At 71.1% G+C, this 24899-nt stretch carries 20 protein-coding genes, 1 pseudogene and 1 riboswitch; of the genes and pseudogenes, 20 read left to right on the forward strand and 1 reads right to left on the reverse strand.

Features of this window, described 5'->3' with window-relative positions; translation table 11 throughout:
• Positions 1 to 29: 29 nt before the first annotated feature.
• Positions 30 to 1250 carry a MurT ligase domain-containing protein gene (locus EER30_RS16505; RefSeq protein ID WP_127501565.1) on the reverse strand — a complete coding sequence of 407 codons (1221 nt, stop codon included), beginning with the start codon at positions 1248 to 1250 and terminating at the stop codon, positions 30 to 32.
• Positions 1251 to 1714: 464 nt separating this feature from the next.
• Positions 1715 to 1887, forward strand: a riboswitch (cyclic di-AMP (ydaO/yuaA leader).
• 6 nt (positions 1888 to 1893) lie between these two features.
• On the opposite strand from EER30_RS16505, the gene EER30_RS16510 reads away from it, so the two are divergent.
• The 20 genes and pseudogenes from EER30_RS16510 to EER30_RS16605 all read left to right on the forward strand — a co-directional run bounded on the left by EER30_RS16510 (position 1894) and on the right by EER30_RS16605 (position 24677).
• A complete protein-coding gene (locus EER30_RS16510) occupies positions 1894 to 2706 on the forward strand; it encodes a C40 family peptidase (protein WP_127501334.1) in 813 nt (270 codons plus the stop codon).
• 574 nt (positions 2707 to 3280) lie between these two features.
• Positions 3281 to 3712 carry a division/cell wall cluster transcriptional repressor MraZ gene (gene mraZ / locus EER30_RS16515; protein ID WP_127501335.1) on the forward strand — a complete coding sequence of 144 codons (432 nt, stop codon included), beginning with the start codon at positions 3281 to 3283 and terminating at the stop codon, positions 3710 to 3712.
• A gap of 264 nt (positions 3713 to 3976) precedes the next feature.
• Positions 3977 to 5065: a 16S rRNA (cytosine(1402)-N(4))-methyltransferase RsmH gene (gene rsmH / locus EER30_RS16520; protein ID WP_127501336.1), complete on the forward strand. Its 1089-nt coding sequence runs from the start codon at positions 3977 to 3979 to the stop codon at positions 5063 to 5065.
• A complete protein-coding gene (gene ftsL, locus EER30_RS16525; RefSeq protein WP_127501337.1) occupies positions 5062 to 5970 on the forward strand; it encodes a cell division protein FtsL in 909 nt (302 codons plus the stop codon). Before rsmH ends, ftsL begins: the two co-directional genes overlap by 4 nt.
• 6 nt (positions 5971 to 5976) lie before the next feature.
• On the forward strand, positions 5977 to 8328 hold the full coding sequence (locus tag EER30_RS16530) for a peptidoglycan D,D-transpeptidase FtsI family protein (protein ID WP_127501338.1): 2352 nt from the start codon (positions 5977 to 5979) through the stop codon (positions 8326 to 8328).
• Positions 8329 to 8403: 75 nt separating this feature from the next.
• Entirely contained in the window at positions 8404 to 9918 is a 1515-nt protein-coding gene (locus EER30_RS16535) for a UDP-N-acetylmuramoyl-L-alanyl-D-glutamate--2,6-diaminopimelate ligase (RefSeq protein WP_127501339.1), read from the forward strand.
• Complete coding sequence (locus EER30_RS16540) at positions 9915 to 11300, forward strand: UDP-N-acetylmuramoyl-tripeptide--D-alanyl-D-alanine ligase (protein WP_127501340.1); 1386 nt, start codon at positions 9915 to 9917, stop codon at positions 11298 to 11300. Before EER30_RS16535 ends, EER30_RS16540 begins: the two co-directional genes overlap by 4 nt.
• Positions 11297 to 12403, forward strand: a complete 1107-nt coding sequence (gene mraY, locus EER30_RS16545) for a phospho-N-acetylmuramoyl-pentapeptide-transferase (RefSeq protein WP_127501341.1) — start codon at positions 11297 to 11299, stop codon at positions 12401 to 12403. Before EER30_RS16540 ends, mraY begins: the two co-directional genes overlap by 4 nt.
• A gap of 65 nt (positions 12404 to 12468) precedes the next feature.
• Positions 12469 to 13851 (forward strand): FtsW/RodA/SpoVE family cell cycle protein, encoded by a 1383-nt coding sequence (locus EER30_RS16550; protein ID WP_127501342.1) that lies wholly within the window; start codon positions 12469 to 12471, stop codon positions 13849 to 13851.
• Positions 13851 to 14963, forward strand: coding sequence for an undecaprenyldiphospho-muramoylpentapeptide beta-N-acetylglucosaminyltransferase (gene murG, locus EER30_RS16555; RefSeq protein WP_127501343.1), 1113 nt, complete (start codon positions 13851 to 13853; stop codon positions 14961 to 14963). Before EER30_RS16550 ends, murG begins: the two co-directional genes overlap by 1 nt.
• A 31-nt stretch (positions 14964 to 14994) precedes the next feature.
• Positions 14995 to 16422: a UDP-N-acetylmuramate--L-alanine ligase gene (gene murC, locus EER30_RS16560; protein ID WP_127501344.1), complete on the forward strand. Its 1428-nt coding sequence runs from the start codon at positions 14995 to 14997 to the stop codon at positions 16420 to 16422.
• 7 nt (positions 16423 to 16429) lie between these two features.
• A complete protein-coding gene (locus EER30_RS16565) occupies positions 16430 to 17191 on the forward strand; it encodes a cell division protein FtsQ/DivIB (RefSeq protein ID WP_127501345.1) in 762 nt (253 codons plus the stop codon).
• A 295-nt stretch (positions 17192 to 17486) separates the two neighbouring features.
• Positions 17487 to 18629 (forward strand): cell division protein FtsZ, encoded by a 1143-nt coding sequence (gene ftsZ / locus EER30_RS16570; protein ID WP_127501346.1) that lies wholly within the window; start codon positions 17487 to 17489, stop codon positions 18627 to 18629.
• Positions 18630 to 18636: 7 nt separating this feature from the next.
• Positions 18637 to 19344, forward strand: a complete 708-nt coding sequence (locus EER30_RS16575) for a YggS family pyridoxal phosphate-dependent enzyme (RefSeq protein WP_127501347.1) — start codon at positions 18637 to 18639, stop codon at positions 19342 to 19344.
• Positions 19345 to 19593: 249 nt separating this feature from the next.
• Positions 19594 to 20292 (forward strand): cell division protein SepF, encoded by a 699-nt coding sequence (locus tag EER30_RS16580; RefSeq protein WP_127501348.1) that lies wholly within the window; start codon positions 19594 to 19596, stop codon positions 20290 to 20292.
• 45 nt (positions 20293 to 20337) lie between these two features.
• Positions 20338 to 20643, forward strand: coding sequence for a YggT family protein (locus tag EER30_RS16585; RefSeq protein ID WP_127501349.1), 306 nt, complete (start codon positions 20338 to 20340; stop codon positions 20641 to 20643).
• A gap of 43 nt (positions 20644 to 20686) precedes the next feature.
• Positions 20687 to 21499 carry a DivIVA domain-containing protein gene (locus tag EER30_RS16590; RefSeq protein ID WP_127501350.1) on the forward strand — a complete coding sequence of 271 codons (813 nt, stop codon included), beginning with the start codon at positions 20687 to 20689 and terminating at the stop codon, positions 21497 to 21499.
• Between the two features lie 34 nt (positions 21500 to 21533).
• Positions 21534 to 21716, forward strand: a pseudogene (locus tag EER30_RS49950) (hypothetical protein); the annotation flags it as partial.
• Positions 21717 to 22736: 1020 nt separating this feature from the next.
• Positions 22737 to 23060, forward strand: coding sequence for a DUF167 domain-containing protein (locus EER30_RS16600; RefSeq protein WP_127501352.1), 324 nt, complete (start codon positions 22737 to 22739; stop codon positions 23058 to 23060).
• Between the two features lie 75 nt (positions 23061 to 23135).
• Positions 23136 to 24677 carry a potassium/proton antiporter gene (locus EER30_RS16605; RefSeq protein ID WP_127501353.1) on the forward strand — a complete coding sequence of 514 codons (1542 nt, stop codon included), beginning with the start codon at positions 23136 to 23138 and terminating at the stop codon, positions 24675 to 24677.
• The last annotated feature ends 222 nt before the right edge of the window (positions 24678 to 24899 follow it).

Genomic DNA, 24899 nt, shown 5'->3' on the forward strand with positions numbered 1-24899 from the left:
GTTTCCTCGGGTCTCCGCGACGGGCGGGCTCAGTTGACACGGTCCAGCTCCGCTCGGATGTCCTGGAACGCCGTGTAGTTGGCGATCACCTCGAGGCGGCCCGGCGGAACCGACCGGATCGCCTCGTCGAACGTCAACACGTGCCGGAACGGGATTCCGTTCACCTCGAGACGGACGGCGAGGTCGTACGCCCTTTCGCCGGTGATCAGCACCGGGCGGTTGTGCAGGGGCGCGAAGTCGACGTCGTAGAGCCACGACGTGTCGAAGCCGTCGGGGTCGCGGGCGTTGATGGAGAGCAGCGTGGGCGCCTGCTCGGCCATGTCGAACGCCTCGAGCCAGCTCGCCGGGTTCTTGGCCAGCAGCAGGCGGATGTTGCGGCCTTCGCGGTCGACCTGGGCGTAGCGGCCGGCGATCGACGAGACCGTCGCGAGCCGGGGGAGTGCCTCTATCGGGCGCACCCCGAACTCGGCGGCGACGGCCAGAGCGGTCGCCGCGTTGCCGATGTTGACCGAGCCGGGCAGCTGGAGCTTGACCAGGTGCCAGTCGCCGCGGGGGTCGACCACGCCGTCGTCCTCGACGCGCCACTGCGGGTTCGGCCGGCGCAGCGGGCAGCCGGTGCACCACCAGTCGCCGTTGGCCCGCTCGATCGCGTCGCCGCTCTCGGGGCAGACCCACGAGTCGTCGATCCAGCGCTGGCCGGCGCTGAACCAGGTGACCCTTGACGAGCCGCGCGCGGCCCAGACCACCAGCGGGTCGTCGGCGTTGGCGACCACCGAGACGTCGGGGTGGCCGGCCAGGGCGGTGCGCCACATCTGGGCCATCATGGCGACCTCTTTGGCCCGGTCGAGCTGGTCGCGCGAGAGGTTGAGCAGGGCGACCACGCGGGGATTGGTCTCGTCGATCACCCGGGCCAGGTAGTGCTCGTCGACCTCGAGCACGGCGAACGGGGTCGCACCGGCCTTGGCCAGCGCCGACGTGTGCCCGGTGGGCATGTTGGCGCCGAAGGAGTTGGTGGCCACCGGGCCGAGCACGCCCAGGGCGGCCGCCGCGAGACGGGTCGTGGTCGTCTTGCCGTTGGTGCCGGACACCAGCGCGATCGCGCGGCCCGCCGCCAGATGGCCGAGCAGGTCAGGGTCGATCTTGAGACCGATCCAGCCGCCGATGACCGAGCCGTCGCCGCGTCCCGCGGCCCTGGAGAGAGCGGCCGCGGTCTTCGACACTGAGGTCGCGACCTTGGCTCGCAGGGGCATCTTCGCGTCCGTCACGGCGACGAGGGTACCGGAACACGTCGTGACGTCGAGTTGCCGAGAGTCCGGTTTCAGCATTGCGCGTGGACCGTCCCGGAAGCGCATTCAGATCAACCGTTCGGCCGAAACCATTTTGGCCGGTGGGGAGGGTTCAAACGGCGGAAGAGTGAATATGAGGTGGCCGTCACCCATTCGGCCGCCGGCAATTATGTGTTCTGATTCACCCGTAACCTTCGACGCAACGTAGTTCATCGATCACGAGTCGTCATGGCATTTGTCTCGCCGTGGTAACAAAACGGACAGGCTCCAATATGCCAAACACGTTCAGTAACTGAACCGGTTCGGGCGGGCCTCAGGAAATTGGGGTAGCAAGGTCTGGCCGGCAGCGCCCGCTGCTCGCTCGCGACGATCTGGCTCACGCCGAGCCCTGCCCCGGGCCGACCGACGCGACCACCCGAGTACCTGGACGACCATAAAGGCATACGGGGGCAGGGACGGGGGACCCAGATGTGGTCCGCTCCGCGCCACCCGCTCCGGTGGCGGCCACGGAGTGACCTTGGGGTGAAGCCGCTTCGCGCGGCCGGGCAGCCTTCCCGCCCGAACCCGACAGCTAACCTCGCAGGCGTGCCGGAGGGATATCTCTACCGTGCACGAACGCAGTTCGAGCCGTCGTCGTGGCATCGCCGGCGCCGGCACCATCGCACTGTCCCTGGGTCTCTGCCTCTGCGCAGGCCAGCTGGTGGGCACCCCGGCCGCCAGCGCCGCCACCACCCCCGTTGTCAAGGCGGCGGCCGCGGCCAAGGTCAGGCCCAGCGTCGTAACCAAGGTCTCCACCCGGAACCTGAAGTACGGCGGAACGGTCAAGGTGACCGCGAAGTACATCAACCCCGTCAACGGCAAGGCGGTCACGACCGGCTCGGTGCGCCTGCAGGCGCTCCGCGGCGGCAAGTGGCTCACCTGGCAGCAGAAGAGCGTCGCCAAGAACGGCGTCGTGACGCTCACTGCCGCGCCCAAGATCACCGGTGACCTCCGCGCTGTCTACCTCGGCAACGCGAAGTTCGCCACCCAGTACGGCGCCAAGATCCGTATCAACGTGGTGCGCCCGAACAGTGGCAACAAGGTCATCAACGAGGCGAAGCGGCACGTCGGCGCGCTCTACAAGTTCGGCGCCGCCGGCCCCAAGCGCTTCGACTGCTCGGGCTACACGCAGTACGTCTACCGCAAGACGACCGGCAAGAAGCTGGCGCACAAGGCCAACTCGCAGCAGAAGGCCGGCCGGGCGGTCGCCAAGGGCAGCAAGCAGGTCGGCGACCTGATCGTGTTCCGCAACGGCTCGTACGGCTACCACACCGCCATCTACGCGGGCGCGGGCTACATGTACGACTCGCCGCACACCGGCGCGCGCGTCTCCAAGCGCAAGATGTTCAGCTCCAACTACGTGGTTCGCCGCCTGGTCTAGGACCTTCCGGCAACTACGGCCTCAACGGGGGCACGACTGGTTCAGTCGTGCCCCCGTTGGCGTGCGTCCACCCCCGGGGTGCCGGGTCGGCCACCATCCCCATTGGCCGATTCCAATGATCAACTTCTATTCGGACGGTCCCGGCCGGCCGAGGCTTCGAAGACTCCGCGCGACTGCCTCGCGCGGAGTCCCTATATATAAGGAAGCCCGGAAGGCGCAAGATCCCTCCACCTTCGGCCCCTCGGTCCTCCACTTTCCTCCCGCGAGGGGGTTGACAGACATCTCCTCTGGGCGGTTTGGGCGTGTTCATCCCTATTCTTGACACGGCCGGATAGAGGATGTCGGAAACCGGACGGGGTTGATCAAGCTCGGGCCCTCCACTCTGCTCCCACCTCGTTGAGCTGGGATTTCGTGTGCGAGCAAGGTTCGCGACCCCGCTCATTCCGCTTGCGAGTGGAGGGAAGTGGAGTAGAGTGGAGCGCAGTGGCAGGGCCGATGGAGATCTCTCCTTGAGGGGCTTGCCGGCCCGAGTTGACAGGCGGCGCGAACCGCCCGGGGCAGGGGGTTGGAGCCGATGTTTCTCGGCACTCACACCCCACGCCTCGACGACAAGGGGCGGCTGATCCTTCCGGCGAAGTTTCGTGATGAGCTGGCGGGGGGTGTCGTGATCACCAAGGGGCAGGAACGCTGCTTGTACGTGTTCCCGATGCCGGAGTTCCAGCGCATCGCCGGCCAGCTGCGCGAGGCGCCGGTCACCAACAAGGCGGCCCGGGCCTACAGCCGGGTCTTCTTCGCCAGCGCCCACGACGAGATCCCGGACAAGCAGGGGCGGGTCACCATCCCCGCGCACCTCCGGGAATACGCGGCTCTCGACCGTGAGCTCGTCGTGATCGGCGCGAGCACCCGCGTCGAGATCTGGGACAAGCGGTCCTGGGAGAACTACCTCGCGGCCAGCGAGGACGAGTTCGCCGACATCGAGGAGGGGGTGCTGCCCGGCGGACTGTAGGCGTGGCACTCGGCTTTGGGCCCGCGAAGGCCCGGACCGCCCCGCTTCCGTACTGCGAGATCTCCACCCGCTCCCGCACCTGGCGCCTCTTCCCCGGCGCCAGGCGCGTGTCCGGGCTAGGGCGCGCCCGATGGCAACGGGCACGAGCGGATGGGGATCTGGCAGCACGGACGGGCGTCCGGGACGGCTGCGGAACGGTGATCTGGGTCAACAACCGGCAGGTCGGTGCCGGGCAGTGCGCGCGGGGCAGTCAGGGTGGCAGCTATGGGGGTCGACATGGGGGAGCGTCGTGGCACGCATGTGCCGGTGCTGCTCGAACGCTGCCTGGAGCTGCTTGAGCCCGCACTCGAACTGCCGGGTGCCGTGCACGTCGACTTCACGCTGGGCCTGGGTGGCCACGCCGAGGCCGTGCTCGAACGTTTCCCGGACGTCGTCCTGATCGGACTCGACCGGGACACCGAGGCGCTGGCCTACTCGCGGGAGCGGTTGGCCCGCTTCGCAGACCGTACGCACCTGGTGCACGCGGTCTTCGACGAGCTGCCCCGGGTGCTCGAGGAACTCGGCATCCCGGCCATCCACAGCGGACTGTTCGACCTGGGCGTCTCCTCGTTGCAGCTCGACGAGGCCGACCGAGGCTTCGCCTACTCCCAGGACGCGCCGCTCGACATGCGGATGGACCAGGAGTCGGGCATCACGGCCGAGCAGGTGGTCAACGACTACGAGCCCGGTGAACTCGTACGCATCCTGCGCGTCTACGGAGAAGAGAAGTTCGCGCCGCGCGTCGTCTCGTCGATTGTCCGTGAACGGCAGAAGGCTCGGATCACCTCGACGGCCCGGCTCGCCGAGCTGGTCAAGGAGTCGATCCCGGCCGCCGCGCGGCGAACCGGCGGAAACCCCGCCAAAAGAACGTTTCAAGCGCTACGCATCGAGGTAAATGGCGAACTCGCCGCCATCGAAGCGGCCGTTCCGGCGGCCTTGGACGTGTTGGCCCCGAAAGGGCGCCTTGTGGTGATGAGCTACCAATCTTTGGAGGACCGGATCGTCAAGCGCGCCCTCACCCCGAGGACGCGCAGCACGGGGCCGATCGACCTGCCGGTCGAGCTGCCCGGGACCGGTCCGACGCTGCGGATGCTGACAAGGGGGTCAGAGCCGCCCAGCGAGCAGGAGGTCGCGGACAACCCGCGAGCAGCTTCCGTGAAGCTGCGCGCGGTCGAGCGCCTCGATCGCAACGACGGAACACCCGGGGCCGCCCGCGAACGGTCCCGAAAGGCAACAACGCACGTGACTACAACGCACGGGGGACAAGGGCGGTTACGCCCGGGGGCACGTGAAGAGGGGGAGGGGAGAGCATGAGCGAGCGCACCCACGCGCCGCGGTCGGGGGGCCGGTCCGCGGAGCCGCAGCGTCCGGCGAACGGACGGCGCGAGCAGGGGACGAGCCGCGATGCGGAGACTCCGAAAGGCGCCGGCCGGGGGGCACGGCGTTCCGAGGAGGCCGAGGACAGCGCGTCGCGCCGGTCCGACACGCGCCGATCAGGGATCCGGAAGACCGAGGGCGTACGCGGTAAGGCGCGTGACACCGAGGGCGTGCGGCCCAAAGCGCGCGACTCCGAGGGCGTGCGGGCCAAGGCTCGCGACACCGACGGCGTGCGGGCCAAAGCGCGCGACTCCGAGGGCGTGCGGGCCAAGGCTCGGCCGGCTGCTGGCGTACGCGGTAAGGCGCGCGACGCCGTGACCGCGCGGGACAGGACGCGGGTCACCGCCGGGCGGGGCAAGGTGGACGCTCCGGTCGACGGGGCCGCGGCGCTGCAGATCGAGGCGGAGCCGCTGCGGGCGACCGACGCGACGACCGGGCCGCGCCTGCGGGTCGCCCCGCCGCCGACGATCCACGGTGGACCGCGCGCGCCGTTCGTGGCCTCGGTCATCGGGCTGGTGATCGTCGGGGTGCTCGGCATCCTGCTGATCAACACGGAGACCAACGCGAACTCGTTCCGCATCGAGGACCTGAAGAAGCAGAACACCGCGCTGGAGAACCAGCGGCAGGACCTGGATCAGCAGGTGGTCGAGGCGTCGAGCATCGGCAACCTGGACGCCGCGGCCCGCCGCCTGGGCCTGGTCAAGGCCAGGACTGAGGATGTGGCCCAGATCCGCCTGCCCGACGGCAAGATCATCAACTTCCACGGCCCGGCGACCGGCAAGCGCTCGCCGACCGCCCAGGAGGGCATCAACGAGCCCAGCCTCGACGGCACCGGGCGGTAACACCTGATGCCGCCTCGGGCCGATGACACTCCACCGCGCCGGGGCGCTCAGCCCCGGCGCGGCACGTCTCGTGATCTTCCTGTCGAGGGGGACGAGACGACGGGCAAGCAGAGCCGCGGCTTCGGCGGCATCGGCGACGCCCGTGCCTACACCCCGCGCGGTCGCACCGTGGCCGAACGTGACCAGCGCACCCGCTCACCCCGGGCCGCGCGCAACGCCGACCCGTTCCGCCCGGCGCTTCAGGTGCTGGACGGTGGTCAGCCGTCGCGCCGCAGCCGTCCGGCGGCCGCCGAGCCCGAGGCGCCGGCCAAACCGGCGCGCCCGGAGAAGAAGGACCGCCAGCCCCCGCGCAGCCGCCGTCCCGAGCCCGATTTCGACGACGAGTTCGAAGAGCCCGAGCCCATCCGTCGCCGCGGCCGCACGGTGGCCCGCACGGGCGCCGGCGGGCGTACGGTCGCCGATCGCGGGCGGACCCGGACGACGGCGGCCAAGCCGGCCCGGCCGAGCCGTACGACGGCCTCATCCCGTACGCAAGGGAAAGCCGGACCACGGCGGACCGTGACCGGACCGCGGGTCGACCGGGCCGTGCGCGCGGTCGCGGCCGAACCGCCCAAGCTGGCCAACAGCACGCGCCGGCTGCGGATCGGCGCCGTGATCGCCCTGTCGCTGTTCGTGATGATCGGTGTGCGGCTCGTGGTGCTGCAGGTCGCCTCGTCGCCGGCCGACGCCGCGCGGCTGATGGAGCTGCGCGAGAGCCGGCTGGCCGAGGTGGCGCTGCCGGCGCCGCGGGGCAGCATCCTCGACCGCGACGGCACTGTGCTGGCCCACAGCGTCGAGGCGCGCTTCGTCGGGGCCGACCCGAAACTGGTCAGGAACCCGCAGCAGGCGGCCGCGATCCTGTCACCGATCATCGGCGTCCCGGTGTCCAAGCTGATCCCCAAGATGATGCCGCACAACCGGCCCGGTGGCGGCGAGTCGCGGTTCGAGTTCCTGGCCCAGGGTGTCGACATCTCCGTCGGCGAGCGGATCGCCGCGATGAAGCTGCCCGGCATCGTGGTCAAGGAGGACGAGCGGCGCGACGTGCCGAACGCCGACCTGGCGGCCAACCTGATCGGCTTCACCGGCGCCGACAACTCCGGCCTGGGCGGGCTCGAGGCGCGCTACGACTCGTTGCTGCGCGGCACCGCCGGCAAGCGCGTCTTCGAGATCGGGGCGGGTGACCTGAACAAGCCGATCCCGAGCGGTTACGACAAGCACACCGAGCCGCAGCCCGGCACGTCGCTGAAGCTGACCATCGACAGCGCCGTGCAGTACGAGGTGCAGCGCATCCTGGCCGAGGAGGCCAAGCGGTCGAAGGCCTACATCGCCGGCGCGGTCGTGCTCGACGTGAAGACCGGCGAGGTGGTGGCCCAGGCCAGCTACCCGCCGTACAACGCGGCGAAGGCCGGTGCCTACTCGCCGCAGGAGCGCGGGGACGTGCCGAGTGGGATCGTGGCCGACCCCGGCTCGATCCACAAGGCGTTCATCTTCGGCGCGGCGATGCAGGAGGGGCTGATCACGAAGGACTCGTCGCTGACGATCGGCCCGGCGCTGATCCGCGGCGGTTTCCGCTTCGAGGACAGCCACCGGCAGGTCAAGGGCACGAAGATGACGATCCCGGGCCTGCTGGCCTACTCGTCGAACGTGGGCACGATCCTGATCGCCGACATGCTCGGCAAGGAGAAGGTCTACGAGTACCAGCAGAAGTTCGGCCTGGGGAAGTCGACCAACGAGGGCATGCCCGGCGAGCAGGAGGGCAAGCTTCTCACGCCCGACGAGTGGAGCGGATCGGCGAGCGGCTCGGTGCCGATCGGGCACAGCATGGACGCGACCCTGATCCAGATGGCGGCCGGCTACGGCGCGATCGCGAACAACGGCACCTACGTGCAGCCGCACCTGATCAAGTCGATGATCTCGGGCAAGGACGGCAAGGTCACGGCCGGGCCGGCGCCCGCGACGCACCAGGTGCTGCGGCCCGAGGTGGCCGCCGACCTGCGCACGATGATGGAGGCCGTCGTCGACGTGGACGGCGGCACCGGTCGCAAGGCGGCCATCCCGGCCTATCGGGTGGCGGGCAAGACGGGCACCGGCAAACGGCTGATCGACGGGCAGTACACGAGCGCGAACTACGGCTCCTTCATCGGCATGGCGCCGGCCGAGAACCCCCGGTACGTCATCGCGGTCTCCGCGGACGTGCCGAAGGGCACCGGCGGCGACGTGGCCGCGCCCGCGTTCAGCCAGATGATGTCGACCGTTCTCCTGCACAACCAGGTGCCGCCCTCGTCGACCCCGGCGCCCACTTTCAAGATTCATCCATGACCGTGATGACCGTGGACCCCCGCCGCAGCATGGCGTTTTCGTTACGGCGGCGGGTACGGGGTAGGGTCTGACGCCGTGCCCGGCATTCCCCGTCCCGAGACCGTCGCCCCCTATCGGCTGGCACGGTTGGCGGCCCTGTTGCCGGCCACCCTGACCGGCGTCGATGCCGAGATCACGGGGGTGACGCACGACAGCCGTGCGATCCGCCCCGGCGATCTCTACGCGGCGCTGCCCGGGGCCAACCGGCACGGCGCCGAGTTCATCTCCGCCGTCGCCCAGGCCGGCGCGGCCGCTGTCCTGACCGACGCCACCGGCCATGCCGCCGCGGTGGCCGCCGGATTGCCCGTCCTGGTCGCCGAGGACCCCCGCGCGGTGCTCGGCACGGCGGCGGCGGCGATCTACGGCGACCCGTCCGGCCGGCTCACGATGATCGGCATCACCGGCACGGCCGGCAAGACGTCGACGGCCTATCTGGTCGAGTCGGGCCTGCGGGCGGCCGGCGTGGTCACCGGGCTGATCGGCACGGTCGAGACCCGCCTCGGCGACCTGGTCGTGCCCAGCGTGCGCACCACCCCCGAGGCCACCGACGTGCACGCGATCCTGGCCGCGGGCCTCGAGCGCGGGGTCGGCGCCGTGGTGATGGAGGTGTCCAGTCACGCCCTGGCGGTCGGCCGGGTCGACGGCATCGGCTTCACGGTCGGCGGCTACACCAACTTCGGCCTCGACCACCTCGACTTCCACGCCGACGCCGACGACTACTTCGCGGCCAAGGCCAGGCTGTTCGACGGCCGCTGCCGGTTCGAGGTGCTCAACCTCGACGACCCGGCGCTGCGGCCGCTGTTCAAGGCCGGCACGATCAGCTACTCGGCGGCCGGTGACCCCGCCGCCACGTGGTTCGCCACCGACGTACGCCCGTCGCAGTTCGGTCAGAGCTTCGTGGCCCACGGCCCCGGTGTCGAGGTCGAGGCCGGGGTGGCCCTGCCCGGCCGGCACAACGTGGCCAACGCCTTGCTCGCCCTGGCCGCCCTCGTGGCCGCCGGGATCGACGCGCGGGTGGCCGCCCAGGGCATCGCCGCCTGCGCGGGCGTTCCGGGCCGTCTCGAGCGGGTCAGCGCCCCCGGCGACGTCCTGGGCGTCGTCGACTACGCGCACAAGACCGACGCGATCGTGGCCGCCCTCGCCGCGCTGCGCGAGCTGGCGACCAGCCGCGGCGGCCGGGTGATCGCCCTGCTCGGTGCGGGCGGCGACCGTGACAAGGACAAGCGCCCGCTGATGGGCGCGGCCGCGGCCCGCGGCGCCGACCTCGTGATCGTCACCGACGACAACCCGCGCACCGAGGATCCCGCCGCGGTGCGCGCGGCGGTGCGGGCGGGCGCGGAGCAGTCCGGCGCCCCTGCGAAGATCATCGAAGTCGCCGGGCGGCGCGCGGCGATCGACGAGGCGGTCCGGCTGGCGTCCGCGGGCGACGTGATCGCGCTGCTGGGCAAGGGACATGAGCGGGGCCAGGAGGTGAACGGGCAGATGCTGCCGTTCGACGACCGGATCGAGCTCGCCGAGGCGCTGACCGCCGCGGCCGGGGGTCTTTCGTGATCCGTCTGACGCTGGGGGAGATCGCGCAGATCACCGGCGGCCGCGTAGTGCACGCGGAACCGGGGCTCGCGGTCACCGGCGGGGTCGAGTACGACTCCCGCAAGATCGAACCGGGCGGCCTGTTCGTCGCGTTCGAGGGCGAGAAGGTCGACGGCCACTCGTACGCCGCCGCCGTCGTCGAGGCGGGTGCCGCCGCCGTGCTGAGCACCCGCGACACCGGGCAGCCGGGCGTGGTCGTCGAGGAGCCCCTCGCCGCCCTGGCCAAGCTGGCCCAGGCCGTCGTCGCGCGCCTGCCCGAACTGACCGTGGTCGGGCTGACCGGCTCGAACGGCAAGACGAGCACCAAGGACTACATCGGGCAGCTCCTGGCCCGGCTCGGGCCGACCGTGGCGCCGGCCGGCTCGCTCAACAACGAGCTCGGGTTCCCGTACACGGTGCTGCGAGCCGGTCCCGAGACCCGGTTCCTGGTGCTCGAGATGGGCGCCCGGGGCATCGGGCACATCCGCTACCTCACCGACATCGCCCGGCCGTCGATCGGCGTGGTGCTGAACATCGGCGCGGCTCACCTGGGCGAGTTCGGCTCGGTCGAGGGCACCGCCCAGGCCAAGGGCGAGCTGGTCGAGGCGCTGTCCGCTGACGGCGTCGCGGTGCTGAACGCGGACGACCCGCTGGTGGCCGGGATGGCTCCGCGAACCGCCGCTCGCGTGCTCCGGACCGGCGAATCGGAGATGTCGGATGTGCGGGCGACGGACGTCAGGATCGATCCGTCCGGCCGGGCGTCCTACACGCTGAACGCCGGTGGCCGGTCCGCGCGGGTCCAGCTCGCCGTGGCCGGGCGTCATCAGGTCGCCAACACCCTGGCCGCGGCCGGGGTCGCGCTGGTGGCCGGGCTCGGCTTCGACGAGCTGGCCGCCGCGCTCGGCGAGATCGGCATCGTCTCCGTACGGCGCATGGACGTCTTCACCCGTCCCGACGGCGTGACGGTCATCGACGACTCCTACAACGCCAACCCGTCGTCGACGGCGGCCGCGCTGCGCGCGCTCGCCTCGATGGCCGGTGGGCGGCGCACCACCGCCGTGCTCGGCTACATGGCCGAGCTCGGCGAGCACGAACGGTCCGGTCACGAGGAGGTCGGCCGGCTGGCCGCGGACCTCGGCGTCGACCGGATCATCGTCGTAGGCGCCGACGCCGCCCCCATCGCGGACGGCGCGCAAGCGGCCGACGGCTGGAAGGGCGATGCCGTCGTCGTCACCGACCAGGCCTCGGCCATCGAGATCCTGGCGGGCGATCTGCACGGCAGCGATGTCGTGCTGGTCAAGGGCTCCCGATATCGCACGTGGGACGTGGCGGACTCGCTGCGGCCCGAGGAGGTTCGCCCGTGAGGGCAGTCATCGTCGCGGCCGCGGTCGCGTTTCTCATCTCGCTGTTCGGCACGCCGCTGGCGATCCGTGTCTTCACCGCGCTCAAGACGGGCCAGCCGATCCGCGACGGCCTCGGCCTGGCCAGCAACGCGGGCAAGAAGGGCACGCCCACGATGGGCGGTGTCGCGTTCATCGTGGCCACCGTCTTCGCGTACGCGGCCGGGCATGTCGCCCTGACGACGCTGCCCGAGCGGCAGATCGCGCAGGAGTCGCCGACCATGACGGCGCTGGTCCTGCTCGGCCTGTTCGTGTTCTGCGGCGTGGTCGGCTTCCTGGACGACTTCCTGAAGGTGCGCCGGCGCAACTCCGACGGCCTGAGCGCGAAGGGCAAGCTGCTCGGCCAGCTCATCGTCGGTGGCGCGTTCGCCGCGGTGGCGCTCTGGTGGCCCAGCACCAACGGCGAGACGGTGGCCAGCGAGCACATCTCGTTCATCCGCGACATCAGCTTCCTCGACGTCGGCAAGGTCGGCTCGGTGCTGGTCTTCGTCTTCGTCATCATGTCGATGTCGAACGGCGTGAACCTCACCGACGGCCTCGACGGTCTGGCCACCGGTGCCTCGATCCTCGTGCTGGGGGCGTACGCCCTGATCGGCTTCTGGCAGTACCGCCACTGGTGCGGTGACTCCGACTACGCGCGGGTCAACGACTACTGCTACCAGGTGCGCGATCCACTGGAGATCGCGATGATCGCCGCGGCGGCCGCGGCGGCCTGTGTGGGCTTCCTGTGGTGGAACACCTCGCCGGCGCGGATCTTCATGGGCGACACCGGCGCGCTCGGTCTCGGCGGCCTGATCGGCGGCCTGGCCGTGGCCACCCGTACCACGCTGCTCTCGATCATCATCGGCGGGCTCTTCGTGATCATCACGATGTCCGTGGTCATCCAGATCATCTCGTTCAAGACCACCGGCAAGCGGGTCTTCCGCATGTCACCGCTGCAGCACCACTTCGAATTAGCGGGGTGGAGCGAGGTCAACATCGTGGTGCGGTTCTGGATCGTCGCCGGCATCTGCGTCGCGATCGGTCTCGGACTGTTCTATTCAGACTTCCTCGCGGTCATGGGATAGATATCTCTCGCGACACGCCAGCCGTTAACCACCGGCTGGCGTGTCACCGGGATGAAGATGAGTGAATGGCGGAGGACCGGACTCAACAGGCACCACGCCCGTCACTGAGCCGGCAGTTCCTGCCCGCCGTGCACGGGTTGCTGGCTCGGCCGCTCTCCTCGTACTACCTGCTGATCGCGAGCTCGGGCCTGCTGCTGCTGGTCGGGCTGACCATGGTCTTCTCGGCGACCAGCGTGAAGGCGTTCGCCGAGAACGGGAACGCGTTCAGCGCGATCGCCAACCAGGCGGTCTTCGCGCTGCTCGGCCTGGTCGCGTTCTGGGTGTGTCAGCGACTGCCCGCCGGCACGTTGCGCGACCTCGGCAAGTGGGTCATGGGCCTGGCCATCGCGCTGCTCAGCATTCTCGACCTGCTGCGCGCGCTCGACTCGGTCGGCCTGCTGAACAAGCCCCGCATCGGCCCGGTCCACGCCGACCTGCTCTGGCTCTACTTCGGGCCGATCGGTCTGCAGCCGGCCGAGTTCGCCAAGCTCGGCATGGTGCTGTGGGGGGCTGACGTGATCGCCCGCAAGGGTGCCGCGCTCGGGCACTGGCGCGAGCTGAGCCGTCCGCTGTTCCCCGTCGTCGGCCTGCTCTTCGTGCTGGTCGGCTACAACGACCTGGGCAGCATGCTGGTGCTGCTCGCACTGACCGTCGGGTTGCTGTGGGCGGCCGGGGTGCGGCTGCGGGTCTTCGGCGCGCTCGGCGTGCTCGGCCTGGCCGGCATCAGCCTGCTGATCGCGGCCGCGTCCGGCGGCGCCGGCTCGGGCCGGGCGGGTGAGGACAACTACCGGCTCGCACGGCTCACCGACTTCCTCAAACCGCTCGACCAGTGCGATCTGGACGCCTGTTACCAGATCATCCAGGCCCGCTCGGCGATCTTCGAGGGCGGCTGGTTCGGGGTCGGGCTCGGCAAGGGCGCGCTCAAGTGGAACTGGCTGCCGGCCGCCGACAACGACTTCATCTTCGCCGTGGTCGCCGAGGAACTGGGCGTGGTCGGCTGTTCGGTGATCCTGGCGCTGTTCTCGGTGCTGGTCTACACCGGTTTCCGTATCGCCCGCCGCTCGCAGGACCCGTTCCGGCGGCTGTCCGCGGCGGCGATCACCACCTGGCTGGTGGCCCAGGCCGTGATCAACATCGGCGGCGTGACCGGCCTGCTGCCCATCACCGGCCTGCCGCTGCCGTTCATCTCCGCAGGTGGCAGCGCCCTGGTCGTGACCATGGCGGCGGTCGGGATCCTCGCCTCGTTCGCCCGCGCCGAGCCGGACGCGTCACGCGCGCTGAACGCCCGTCCGCCCGCTCGCTGGGTGCGGCTAGTCTGGGCCCCGCTGCCGCCGCTCCCCGCCGCGCGGCGGCCGGCCGCTACTAAGACCAAGGTCAAGGCAGGTGCGGGGGCAGAAGGGAGACGGTGATGGGTTTGCTGCGGTCGGTCGTGCTCGCCGGGGGCGGCACCGGCGGTCACATCTACCCGCTGCTCGCCTTCGCCGACGCGGTGAAACGGCACTTCCCCGAGGTGCGCATCACCACCCTGGGCAGCCCCAAGGGCATGGAGAACGAGCTGATCCCGCCGGCCGGCTACGACCTGCGCGTGATCCCGGCCTTCCAGCTGCCCCGCGCGGTCAACCTCAACCTGCTGCGCACCCCCGACCGCATGTACAAGTCGGCCCACGCCGCGGGCAAGATCCTCGAAGAGGTGAAGGCCGACGTCGTGGTCGGCTTCGGCGGCTACGTCTCGGTCCCGGCCTATCTGGCGGCCTGGCGGCGTGAGCTGCCGATCGTCATCCACGAGGTCAACGTGCCGCCGGGCGTCGCCAACCGGATGGGCATGAAGTTCACCAAGAACGTCGCGGTCGGCTTCCCGCAGCAGCCGCAGCTCGCCGAGTCGCTGCGGAACGCCCGGGTGGTCGGCGTCCCGCTGCGCAAGGCGATCACGCAGCTCGACCGCGAAGCCCTGCGCGCCGAGGCCCTCCACCACTTCGGTCTGCGCCCCGACCTGCCGGTTCTCTTCGTCTCGGGCGGCTCGTCGGGGGCCCGCACGATCAACCTGGCCGTGGCCGGGGCGGCCAAGCGGCTGGCCCACTCGGGCATTCAGGTGCTGCACGTGCAGGGCGGCCGCAACGACCCGTTCGACGTGCCGGCCGACCTGCCGGTGCCCTACCGGGTGCTGCCCTACCTGTCCGACATGCAGCTCGGCTATGCGGCGGCCGACCTGATGCTCTGCCGGGGCGGCGCGATCACGGTGGCCGAGACGACCGCGCTGGGTGTGCCCGCCGTCTACGTGCCCTACCCCCACAGCAACCAGGAACAGAAGCGCAACGCCCTGCCGGTGGTCGAGGCGGGCGGCGGCATCCTGGTCGACAACAGCGATCTCACCTCCGAGTGGATCGAGCAGCAGATCATCCCGCTGGCGCGCGACAGGCAGCGCCTCGCCGCGATGGGCGCGGCCGCCGCCCGGTACGGTCGTCGCGACGGTGACGAGGCGCTGCTCGAGTTCGTTCTCGAAGCGGTGGCGAAGACCCGATGACGAGCCATCAGCAGAGCGAGGGAGTGGACCAGTGAGCACCGCGGAGCTGCGACCGGCCGGTGAGTTGACCGCCGAAGACCTGGGCAGCGTGCACCTGATCGGCATCGGCGGGGTCGGCATGGCCGGCCTGGCCCGCCTGCTGCTGACCCGCGGCGTCGGAGTCTCGGGAAGCGAGCTGCGCGAGTGGCCGGCGCTGGCCGGGCTGCGCGCGCTGGGCGGCACGGTGCACATGTCCCACGTCGCCGAGAACCTGGACGGCGTCGACACCGTCGTCTATTCGACCGCCATTCCGTTCGAGCACCTGGAACTCGTCGAGGCCCGCCGGCGCGGCCTGCGCGTGCTGCACCGCTCCGAGGCGCTGGCCGCGGCGATGACCAACCGCCAGGCGATCGCGGTGGCCGGCACCCACGGCAAGACCACCACGACCTCGATCATGACCGTGATCCTGCAGCATGCCGGGCAGGACCCGTCCTTCGTCATCGGCGGCGAGATCAGCGAGGCCGGGTCGAACGGCCACCACGGCACCGGCCCGCACTTCGTGGTCGAGGCCGACGAGAGCGACAAGTCGTTCCTGATCTACCGGCCGCACGTCGCGATCATCACCAACATCGAGGGCGACCACCTCAACAACTGGGGCGACCTCGACGGGCTCAAGGCCGGCTTCCTCGAGTTCGCCGAGCTGACCGACGCCGGCGGTTTCGTCGTGACCTGCGCCGACGACCCCGGCACCCAGGGCCTGATCGAGGCGCTGCGGGCCAACGGCAGAACCGTTTACACGTACGGGGAATCGGCCGCGGCTGACCTGCGGATCAGCGCGGTGGCGTCTACCGTCAGCGGCGTGCGTTACGAGGCCGAGCTCGACGGCAAGCCGCTCGGCGAGATCAAGCTGGCGCTGCCCGGCAAGCACATGGGACTCAACAGCGCCGCTGCCGTGCTGACCGCGCTGCGCCTGGGCCTGCCGCTCGACAAGATCGTCGAGGCGCTGGCGGCGTTCCCGGGCGTCCGGCGGCGCTTCGAGCGCAAGGGCATCGCGGCCGGCGTGCGCGTCTACGACGAATACGCGTACCATCCGACCTCGGTCGAGGCGGCCCTGCGCACGCTGCGCGAGGTGGCCGGCGACGGCCGGCTGCTGGTCGTCTTCCAGCCCTACCGCGTCTATCGCACCCGCGACCTGCAGGCCGAGCTGGCCCGCGGGCTGGCCATCGCCGACCAGGTGATCTGCATGGAGGTCTTCGGCCCGGGCGAGGTGCGCGGCCCCGGGGAGGGCGGCGCGGCGCTGACCGCGGCCATCGACCTGCCCGCCGACCGCAAGATCTTCGTCCCCGACTGGGAGGACGTGCCCGCCGAGGTCGTCAAGCGCAGCCGGCCGGGCGACGTCGTCGTCACCATGGGCGCCCCGCCGATCTCGCTGATGGGCGACGAGCTGCTGGCGGCCCTCGACGCGGCCGACCGGGCGTAGCGGGGCGATGAGCGGGGGCCGCAACTGGAGGCTGGTGCGGGCGGACACCGACGCGGTGCCGTCGTCCGCTCGGCGCTTCATGGCGCGCGCTCGCCAGCGCAAGGTGCGCGCCGCGCTGCCCTGGGCGGTCGCCGGGGGCGTGCTGCTGCTGGTCGGGGGAGTGATCTGGGTCGTGACGGGCACGCCGGTGCTCGGTGTGCGTCAGGTCGAGGTCGTCGGCGCCCAGTTGCTCACCCCGATCGAGGTCGAGCAGGCCGCGGCCGTGCCCGACCGGCAGCCGCTCGCCCGGGTCGACCTCGATGGGGTGCGGGCGCGGGTGCGCGCGCTGCCCCCGGTCGAACGGGTGGTGGTGCGGCGCAGCTGGCCGTCCACCCTGGTCGTCGAGGTCGTGGAGCGTACGCCGGTGGCCGCCGTGCCGCAGCGGGGCCAGTTCTCGGTGATCGACCGGGCCGGTGTGCCCTACCGCCTGGTCAAGGAACAGCCCAGGGGTCTGCCGCTGGTGCAGGTCGACTCGCCCGGACCGTCCGACGTGAACACGCGGTCGGCGCTGACCGTGCTCGGGGCGCTCAGCGAGGAGTTGCGGGAACAGGTCGTGGCGATCTCGGTCAGGACGCCCGCGCAGATCCGCCTGCAACTGCGCAAGGATCGTACGGTCGTGTGGGGTGACGACACCCAGAGCGAGACCAAGAGCCAGGTCGCGACGGCCCTGCTGAAGCAGAAGGGTCAGGAGATCGACGTCAGCGCCCCGACGGTCGTGACGATCCGCTAACATCTAAGCCGGACATCCGGGCGGAAACGCCTTATTTTGCCTGAGGTTACGGCTCGACCGGATTTTCGCCACGTAAGCGGGCGCCGACACGCCGCGTGGGGTCTTTGGTTGACGTGGGAAGTCCGCTTACGTTGCCACCAAGAGGCTGAGTGGTTGACATAACCCTAAGCCTCTAGTAGAGGGTGAGGGTTTCCTCGCCCTCCCTTGTACGGCAGCGGATGTCGAGCTGCGGATCCTGGCCGGGACCGCACGGGGCCCACGGCATCCACTCACCCTGGAAGGGAAGGCTGAGCCCATGACACCTCCCCACAACTACCTGGCGGTCATAAAGGTCGTCGGTATCGGGGGCGGCGGAGTCAACGCCGTCAACCGCATGATCGAGGTCGGGCTCAAGGGCGTCGAGTTCATCGCGATCAACACCGATGCGCAGGCGTTGCTGATGAGCGACGCCGACGTCAAGCTCGACGTCGGCCGCGAGCTGACCCGGGGCCTCGGCGCCGGCGCGCAGCCCGAGGTCGGCAAGAACGCCGCCGAGGACCACCGCGACGAGATCGAAGAGGTGCTCAAGGGCGCCGACATGGTCTTCGTGACCTGCGGCGAGGGCGGCGGCACCGGCACCGGTGGCGCGCCCGTCGTCGCGAACATCGCCCGCAAGCTCGGCGCGCTCACCATCGGCGTGGTCACCCGGCCGTTCTCGTTCGAGGGCAAGCGCCGCCAGGTGCAGGCCGAATCGGGCATCGACGAGCTGCGCAACCAGTGCGACACGCTCATCGTCATCCCGAACGACCGGCTCCTCGCGCTGGGCGACCGCGGCATCAGCATGATGGACGCGTTCCGTCAGGCCGACCAGGTGCTGCTCTCCGGCGTGCAGGGCATCACCGACCTGATCACGACGCCCGGTCTGATCAACCTGGACTTCGCCGACGTGAAGAGCGTCATGAGCGGCGCCGGCAGCGCGCTCATGGGCATCGGCAGCGCCCGCGGCGACAACCGCGCGGTCGAGGCGGCCGAGAAGGCGATCTCGAGCCCGCTGCTCGAGCAGAGCATGGACGGCGCCCGCGGCGTGCTGCTCTCCATCGCCGGCGGGTCCGACCTGGGCCTGTTCGAGATCAACGACGCGGCCCAGCTCGTCACCGACGCGGCCCACCCGGACGCGAACATCATCTTCGGCGCGGTCATCGACGACGCGCTCGGCGACGAGGTGCGGGTCACCGTGATCGCGGCGGGCTTCGACGGGGGCACGCCCTCGTACAAGCCGTCCGAGCCGGCCCGCAAGGTCATCCAGCAGCCGGCCGAGCGGGCGTCGAGCTCGCCGCTGCCGCCCGCCGTGACCACCCCGGCCGCCGCGACGACGCCGCCGCCGGCGACCACGCCCACGCCGCGCCGGGTGCTCTTCGACGACGTCGACGTGCCCGACTTCCTCAAGAACGGTTCCTGAGGCGACCGTGACCGACGCAGGACGGCGGTCCGAACTGGCCGCCGCCCTCGCGCAGGTGCACGAACGGATCGAGCGGGCCTGCACGGCGGCGGGCCGCCCCGCGAGCGAGGTCACCCTCGTCGCGGTGACCAAGACCTACCCGGCGAGCGACGTGGTGCTGCTCGCCGGGCTCGGCGTCACCGACGTCGGCGAGAACCGCGACCAGGAGGCGGCACCCAAGGCCGCCCTGGTGCGGGCCGAGGGCGCGACGCCCCGCTGGCACTTCATCGGTCAGCTTCAGCGCAACAAGACGCGGTCGGTGGTGCAGTACGCCGACGTGGTCGAGTCGGTCGACTCCGTACGGCTGGCCGAGGCACTCGCCCGCGCCGCCGTTTCCCGGGGGGCGCCGCTCGACGTGCTGGTGCAGGTCAGCATCGACGGCGACGTGGCCCGCGGGGGCGTCGCCGGGGACGATCTCTGGCGGGTATCCGACTCCGTGGCCGCCGCGGACACGCTGCGGCTCGGCGGCGTCATGGCGGTGGCGCCGGTGGACTGGGATCCCGATCGGGCGTTCGAGCTGCTGCACGGCCTGTCCGAGCGTCTGGTCAAGCTGCATCCGTCGGCGACGGCCGTTTCGGCCGGCATGAGCGGGGATCTCGAAGCGGCCGTCCGGCACGGCGCGACACACGTCCGGATCGGCACTTCTTTGCTCGGAATGCGAAACCTGCTGCGGTAGCCTTCAGGCGGGCAGCAAACTACATGGGTGTTGTTTACGCGGCACGCTTCCTGGCTATCTCATCGACGATGGCGAGGGGGTCGGCGCGTCGACGGCGCGGCACGTCACGGGACGAGGGTCCGCATCGGACCTTCCGACCCGTGCAAAGGGGGAATGCGGTACGCCGAGGGGGTGCGTTCCGCGCAGCGGACGAAGGTGGGGGCACATGGCTGGTCGGGTCGACGCTCGGTGGCGTGACGGGGTGATGGCATGAGCGCTCTTCGTAAGGCGGGCGTCTGGCTGGGCCTCGTCGAGGAGGACGACGAGCGAGGGTACGGCGAATACGACGACAACTCCTACCGTCCGCGGAACCGGTACTCGGGAAGCCGGTACGCCGACGACGAGTTCGCCGACGACGACGAGGTCGAGGAGGAGCGTCCGGTGCCGCGGGCGCGCACGGAGCGCACACGCCCCAGTGACCGTCTGTCGTCACACACCGACGTGGGCGACCACGATCGGGTGGAACGTGCGGACCGTTCGGAGCGCGCGAGTGTCCGTTCGATCACTCGCCCGACCACGTCCAGTGACGCCTCGTCAGCGCTGAGCTACTCCACTCGGGAGAATCTGGCCCTCGCGCCGCAGGCCGTGCACCAGCCGGAGCCCCGTCCGCGGGTGGTCGAGGAAGATCAGCGCTACCAGATCACGACCCTCCACCCGACGACCTACCGCGAGGCGCGCACCATCGGCGAGCACTTCCGGGACGGTGTTCCGGTCATCATCAATCTCACCGAGATGGATGAAGGAGACGCCCGCCGGCTGGTCGACTTCGCGGCCGGGCTGGCCTTCGGTCTTCGCGGTACGATCGAGCGCGTGACCAACCGGGTTTTCCTGCTCTCACCGGCAAATGTCCAGGTCACCGCAGAGGACAAGGCCAAGATCGCTGAGGGCGGGTTCTTCGGTCAGGCCTGAGGCGGGCGCACGTTTACCCGCCACCCAGATGGGGGATCGGCACGAGTGCTCTCGATCGTGTTCCAGATACTGTATTTAGTCGTCTACATCTTCTTCCTCGTCCTGCTTGCCAGGTTCGTGCTGGGTGCGGTACTCCAATACGGGCGTCGGTGGCAACCCGGCCGCGGCGCGTCGGCGGCACTCGAAACGGTGTGGAGCGTCACGGATCCGCCCCTCAAGGCGTTGAGGCGTGTGATCCCCCCGCTGCGCATTGGTAACGTGAGTTTGGACCTGGCTTCCATCGTGCTGCTGGTTATTCTGTTCGTGCTCATGAGGTTCGTGCTTCAAAGATTGATCCTGAACTTCAGCTAAACAGCAGCCCCAACCGCGGCCGCGACTGACCCGAGGAGTTTCGATGCCGCTGACCCCGGCCGACGTTCATAACGTCGCCTTCAAGAAGCCCCCGATCGGCAAGCGGGGGTATGACGAGGAGGAGGTCGACGCCTTCCTTGACGAGGTCGAGCGCGAGCTCGCCCGTCTGATCGAGGAGAACAACGAGCTGCGCGCCCAGGTGGAGCGCGGCGGTCGGGGTGGCGCACCAGCCGGTCCGAGCGCCGACCCGCGCCTCGCGGCCGAGCTCAACGACGTCAAGGCTCAGCTCGACCGCGTGCAGCGCGACAAGGCTCAGGCCGAGCAGGCCGCCCGGCAGATGCAGGCCGAGCTCGAGCAGGTCCGGGCCCAGGGCCCGGCCGGTGGTGGCGCCGCGGGCGCCGGCGCCGACGGCGAGCAGCAGGCGCTGCGGGTGCTCATGATGGCCCAGCGCACCGCCGACGACCACGTCGCCGACGCGCGTCGCGAGGCCGACAAGCTCCTCTCCGACGCCCGTTCCAAGGCGGAAGAGGTCACCCGCGAGGCCCGCGCCAAGGCCGACGCCCTCGAGCGTGACGCTCGTCAGCGCCACCAGGAAGCGATGGGTGGCCTCGACGCGAAGCGTTCCGCGCTGCAGAAGCACATCGAGGAGCTGAAGCAGTTCGAGCGTGAATACCGCACGCGCCTGAAGGCCTACCTGGAGAGTCAGCTCCGTGACCTCGACGGCCGTGGCCAGGGTCTCGAGGCCGAGATGTCCCGGGCCGACTCCAGCCGTGCCGTCGGCGGCAGCGGTGGTCTCGCCGCAGCCGGTCTCGCCGGTTCCTACGGCGGCCGCAACGCCATCGAATCCGGGCGCTGACCGAAACCCCGCCGAACCTCGACGAGGATGAGCCATGATCGTAGTTAGCCTGCTGCTCATCCTCGTCGCGGTGACGCTGCTCGTGCTGGGCCTCACGGGCGGATCGAGCGGCCTACTCATCAGTTCCATCGTGGCCAGTCTCGTGGCCGCGGTCTTCCTGGTCATCGGCGCGCGTCAGGCCGCCGCGGCGAGGCGCGCGGCGCCGGCCGACCCCGCACCGCCGGTCGACGAGAACTCGGTCTTCGTGGCCGACCCCGAGTTCGACGACGCGGCCCGCCGCTCGGACGATCCTCCCCCGCCCGGCGTCGCCTTCGCCGCCGATTCCGGCGCTCCGGCCTCCGGCGAGGACCACCGCGACACCGTCCAGTTCGACGCCGGTGATCTCGCCGGTGCCCGCCGTTCCGGCCCCGACTTCGCCGAGCACGACGACGCGCCGGCCCACCCCGGTGCCGGGCCCGACTTCTCCGCGGCCCGCCCGGCCGGCCCCGACGTCTCCGCCGCCCGTGCCGCCACCGCGCCTGACTTCGTCGTGCCGCCCTCGTCGGCTGCTCGCGACTTCGACAGCTCCCCGGCCGCCTTCGCTGATCAAGCGGGCGCCGCGCCTGCGGGCGATTTGTCCGCAGATGAGCCCGGTGGGCCCGGACGTCGGGATGCGAACCCCGACGACCCCGACTACGAGCGCGCCTCCGCGGCGATCAACTCGGCCCGCAGCGAGATCCCGAACGAGGACGCGTGGCGCCGCGACCCCACGACCGGGTCACCGGCTGCCGCCTCACCAAGCGCCTCGCCGGATGCCTCGTCCGCTGCCTCGCCGGCTGCTTTTCGGGCCGACGAGCCGGTCGAGGCGGAGGAGTTCGCCGAGCCCGACGCCGACGACCCCGACGACGAGCCGCTGCCCCAGGCGGTGCGACCGGCCGACGCGGTGGGGGTGGCCCGGCTCGAGGCCGAGGTCATGGTGGTCGACGGGCGGCCGCGCTACCACCTGCCCGAATGCCCGAGCCTGATCGGCCGGCTGGCCGAGCCGATCCCGGTTCGCGAGGCCGTCGAGCTGGGCTTCAGCCCGTGCGGACTGTGCCGCCCGGTCGACCGCCTGGTCGGCGCGGCCGCCCGCCGCTGAGGGGCGCCGTCGGCCGGCCGCTGATTGCCGGCCGCGGGCCGTTCGGCTCTCGGCGTGGGCCGCCGCTGAGCACGCTGAACGGCCCCTCCCGGCGAGCGGGGTTGATCGGCACAATGAGGCATGGTCAACCGCCGCGTGCCTCCGCCCGACGAGAGCGCCGTCGCCGTGCCCGTGCGGGTGCGCCCGGGAGCCGGACGAAACCGCGTCGGTGGGCGCTATGAGGGGCCGCACGGCCCGGCCCTGATCGTCGCCGTGGGGGCGCCGGCCGTCGACGGCAAGGCGACCGAGGCGGTGCGGCGGGCCCTGGCGGGAGCGCTCGGGGTGCGCCCGGCCGATGTGGAGCTGCGACTCGGCGCGACCAGCCGCGACAAGGTCTTCACCGTCGCCGCGGCCGACGACGGGGTCGCCGCGCGGTTCGAGGCCCTGCGGGACGGCCCGACGTGAGAGCGGGCGCGTGAACGCCTGGCTGTCGAGCGCCGACGAGGTCGGGCGCGCGGAGCCCGTACGCGAAAGCCTGTTGTGACCAGCGGGATGGACTGGGCGCTGCTCGTGGGGGCGGCGGTCCTGCTGGTGGCGGTGGCCGCCGTGCGCGTGTCGACCAAGGTCGGGCTGCCCAGCCTGCTGGTCTATCTCGGGATCGGCATCGTGCTCGGCGAGGCCGGGATCGGCATCCGGTTCGACGACGCCGAGCTGACCCGCACGCTGGGCTTCTGCGCGCTCATCGTGATCATCGCGGAGGGCGGGCTGACCGCCCGGTGGAGCACGCTGCGCCCGGTGCTGGGGCTGGCCGCGTCGCTGGCCACGGTGGGGGTCGCCGTCAGCATCGCGGTGGTCGGTCTGGTCGTGCACCTGCTGCTCGACCTGCCGTGGCAGCTCGCCCTGCTCTACGGGGCGGTGCTGTCCTCGACCGACGCTGCGGCCGTCTTCGCCACGCTGCGGCGGTTGCGGCTGCCGTCGCGCCTGGTGGCGACGCTCGAGGCCGAGTCGGGCATGAACGACGCCCCGGTGGTGCTGCTGGTCGTGCTGCTCAGTGCGGACCTCTCGGCGATGCACCCGTGGTGGTACGAGCTGCTGATCGTCGCCTACGAGCTGGCCGCCGGCGCGGCGATCGGCTATGCGGTCGGCGCGGCGGGTCGCTGGCTGCTGCGCAACGCCGCGTTGCCGTCGGCGGGGCTCTATCCGATCGCCGCGGTCGGTCTGACCGTTCTCGCGTACGCCGGTGGGGCCGTCGCCCACGCCTCCGGGTTCCTCGCCGTCTATGTCGCCGGCGTCGTGCTCGGCAACGGCCGCCTCCCGCACCGCCGCGCCATCCTCGGATTCGCCGACGGCCTCGCCTGGGTCGCCCAGATCGGCCTGTTCGTGCTGCTCGGCCTGCTCAGCTCGCCCGGCCGGCTGCGCGAGGCGCTGGTGCCGGCGATGGTCGTCGGGGTCGCGCTCGTGCTGCTGGCCCGCCCGCTCTCGGTGGTCATCTCGGCCGTGCTGGCCCGCCCGGTGCGCGGTCCGCGCCGCCCCGGCAACCGGGTGGGCTGGCGGGGCAGCGCCTTCCTGTCGTGGGCCGGGCTGCGCGGCGCGGTGCCGATCGTGCTGGCCACGATTCCGCTCTCGGCCGGCACTCCCGGTGCCGAAGGACTGTTCGACGCCGTGTTCGTGCTGGTCCTGGTCTTCACGCTGGTGCAGGCGAGCACGCTCGGCCCGGCGGCGCGGCTGCTCGGGGTGACCGCCCCGGGCGAGGCGGCCGAGCTGCACGTCGAGACCGCCCCGCTGGACCGGATGAACGCCGACCTGCTGCAGCTCGAGGTGGCCGAGGGTTCGCGGCTGGCCGGGGTGCACATCGACGAGCTGCGTCTGCCCGAGGGCGCCTCGGTGACCCTCGTGGTGCGTGGCGGTGCCGGCTTCGTCCCCGGCCCCGACACCCGCCTGCGCACCGGCGACGCGCTGCTGATCGTGGCCACCGCCGCCGCCCGGGACGTCGCCGAGCGCCGGTTGCGCGCGGTCAGCCGGCGCGGGCGCCTGGCCCGGTGGTTCGGCGAGGACGGGGAGGAAGATCCGGCCACGCGCTGAGCGAGGCGCCGATGTCGGGACCGACGGGTATCCGACGCATCTTTCGAGGAGATTTACGTGGATTGAGGAGCATGATCCGATACCGGTTGTTGTCGGGGCGGTATACGTTCCGTATCCTTGCCACCCTCCGGAGTGCGCGGCTGACGGTTCGGCCGCGCCGTTTTGGCCGGTGGGGAAAGATCTACGGCGTCGCCCGGCGGGGACGGCCCTCACCGCCGATGC

This window comes from Actinoplanes solisilvae (genome assembly GCF_003999975.1).
Lineage (GTDB): Bacteria > Actinomycetota > Actinomycetes > Mycobacteriales > Micromonosporaceae > Actinoplanes > Actinoplanes solisilvae.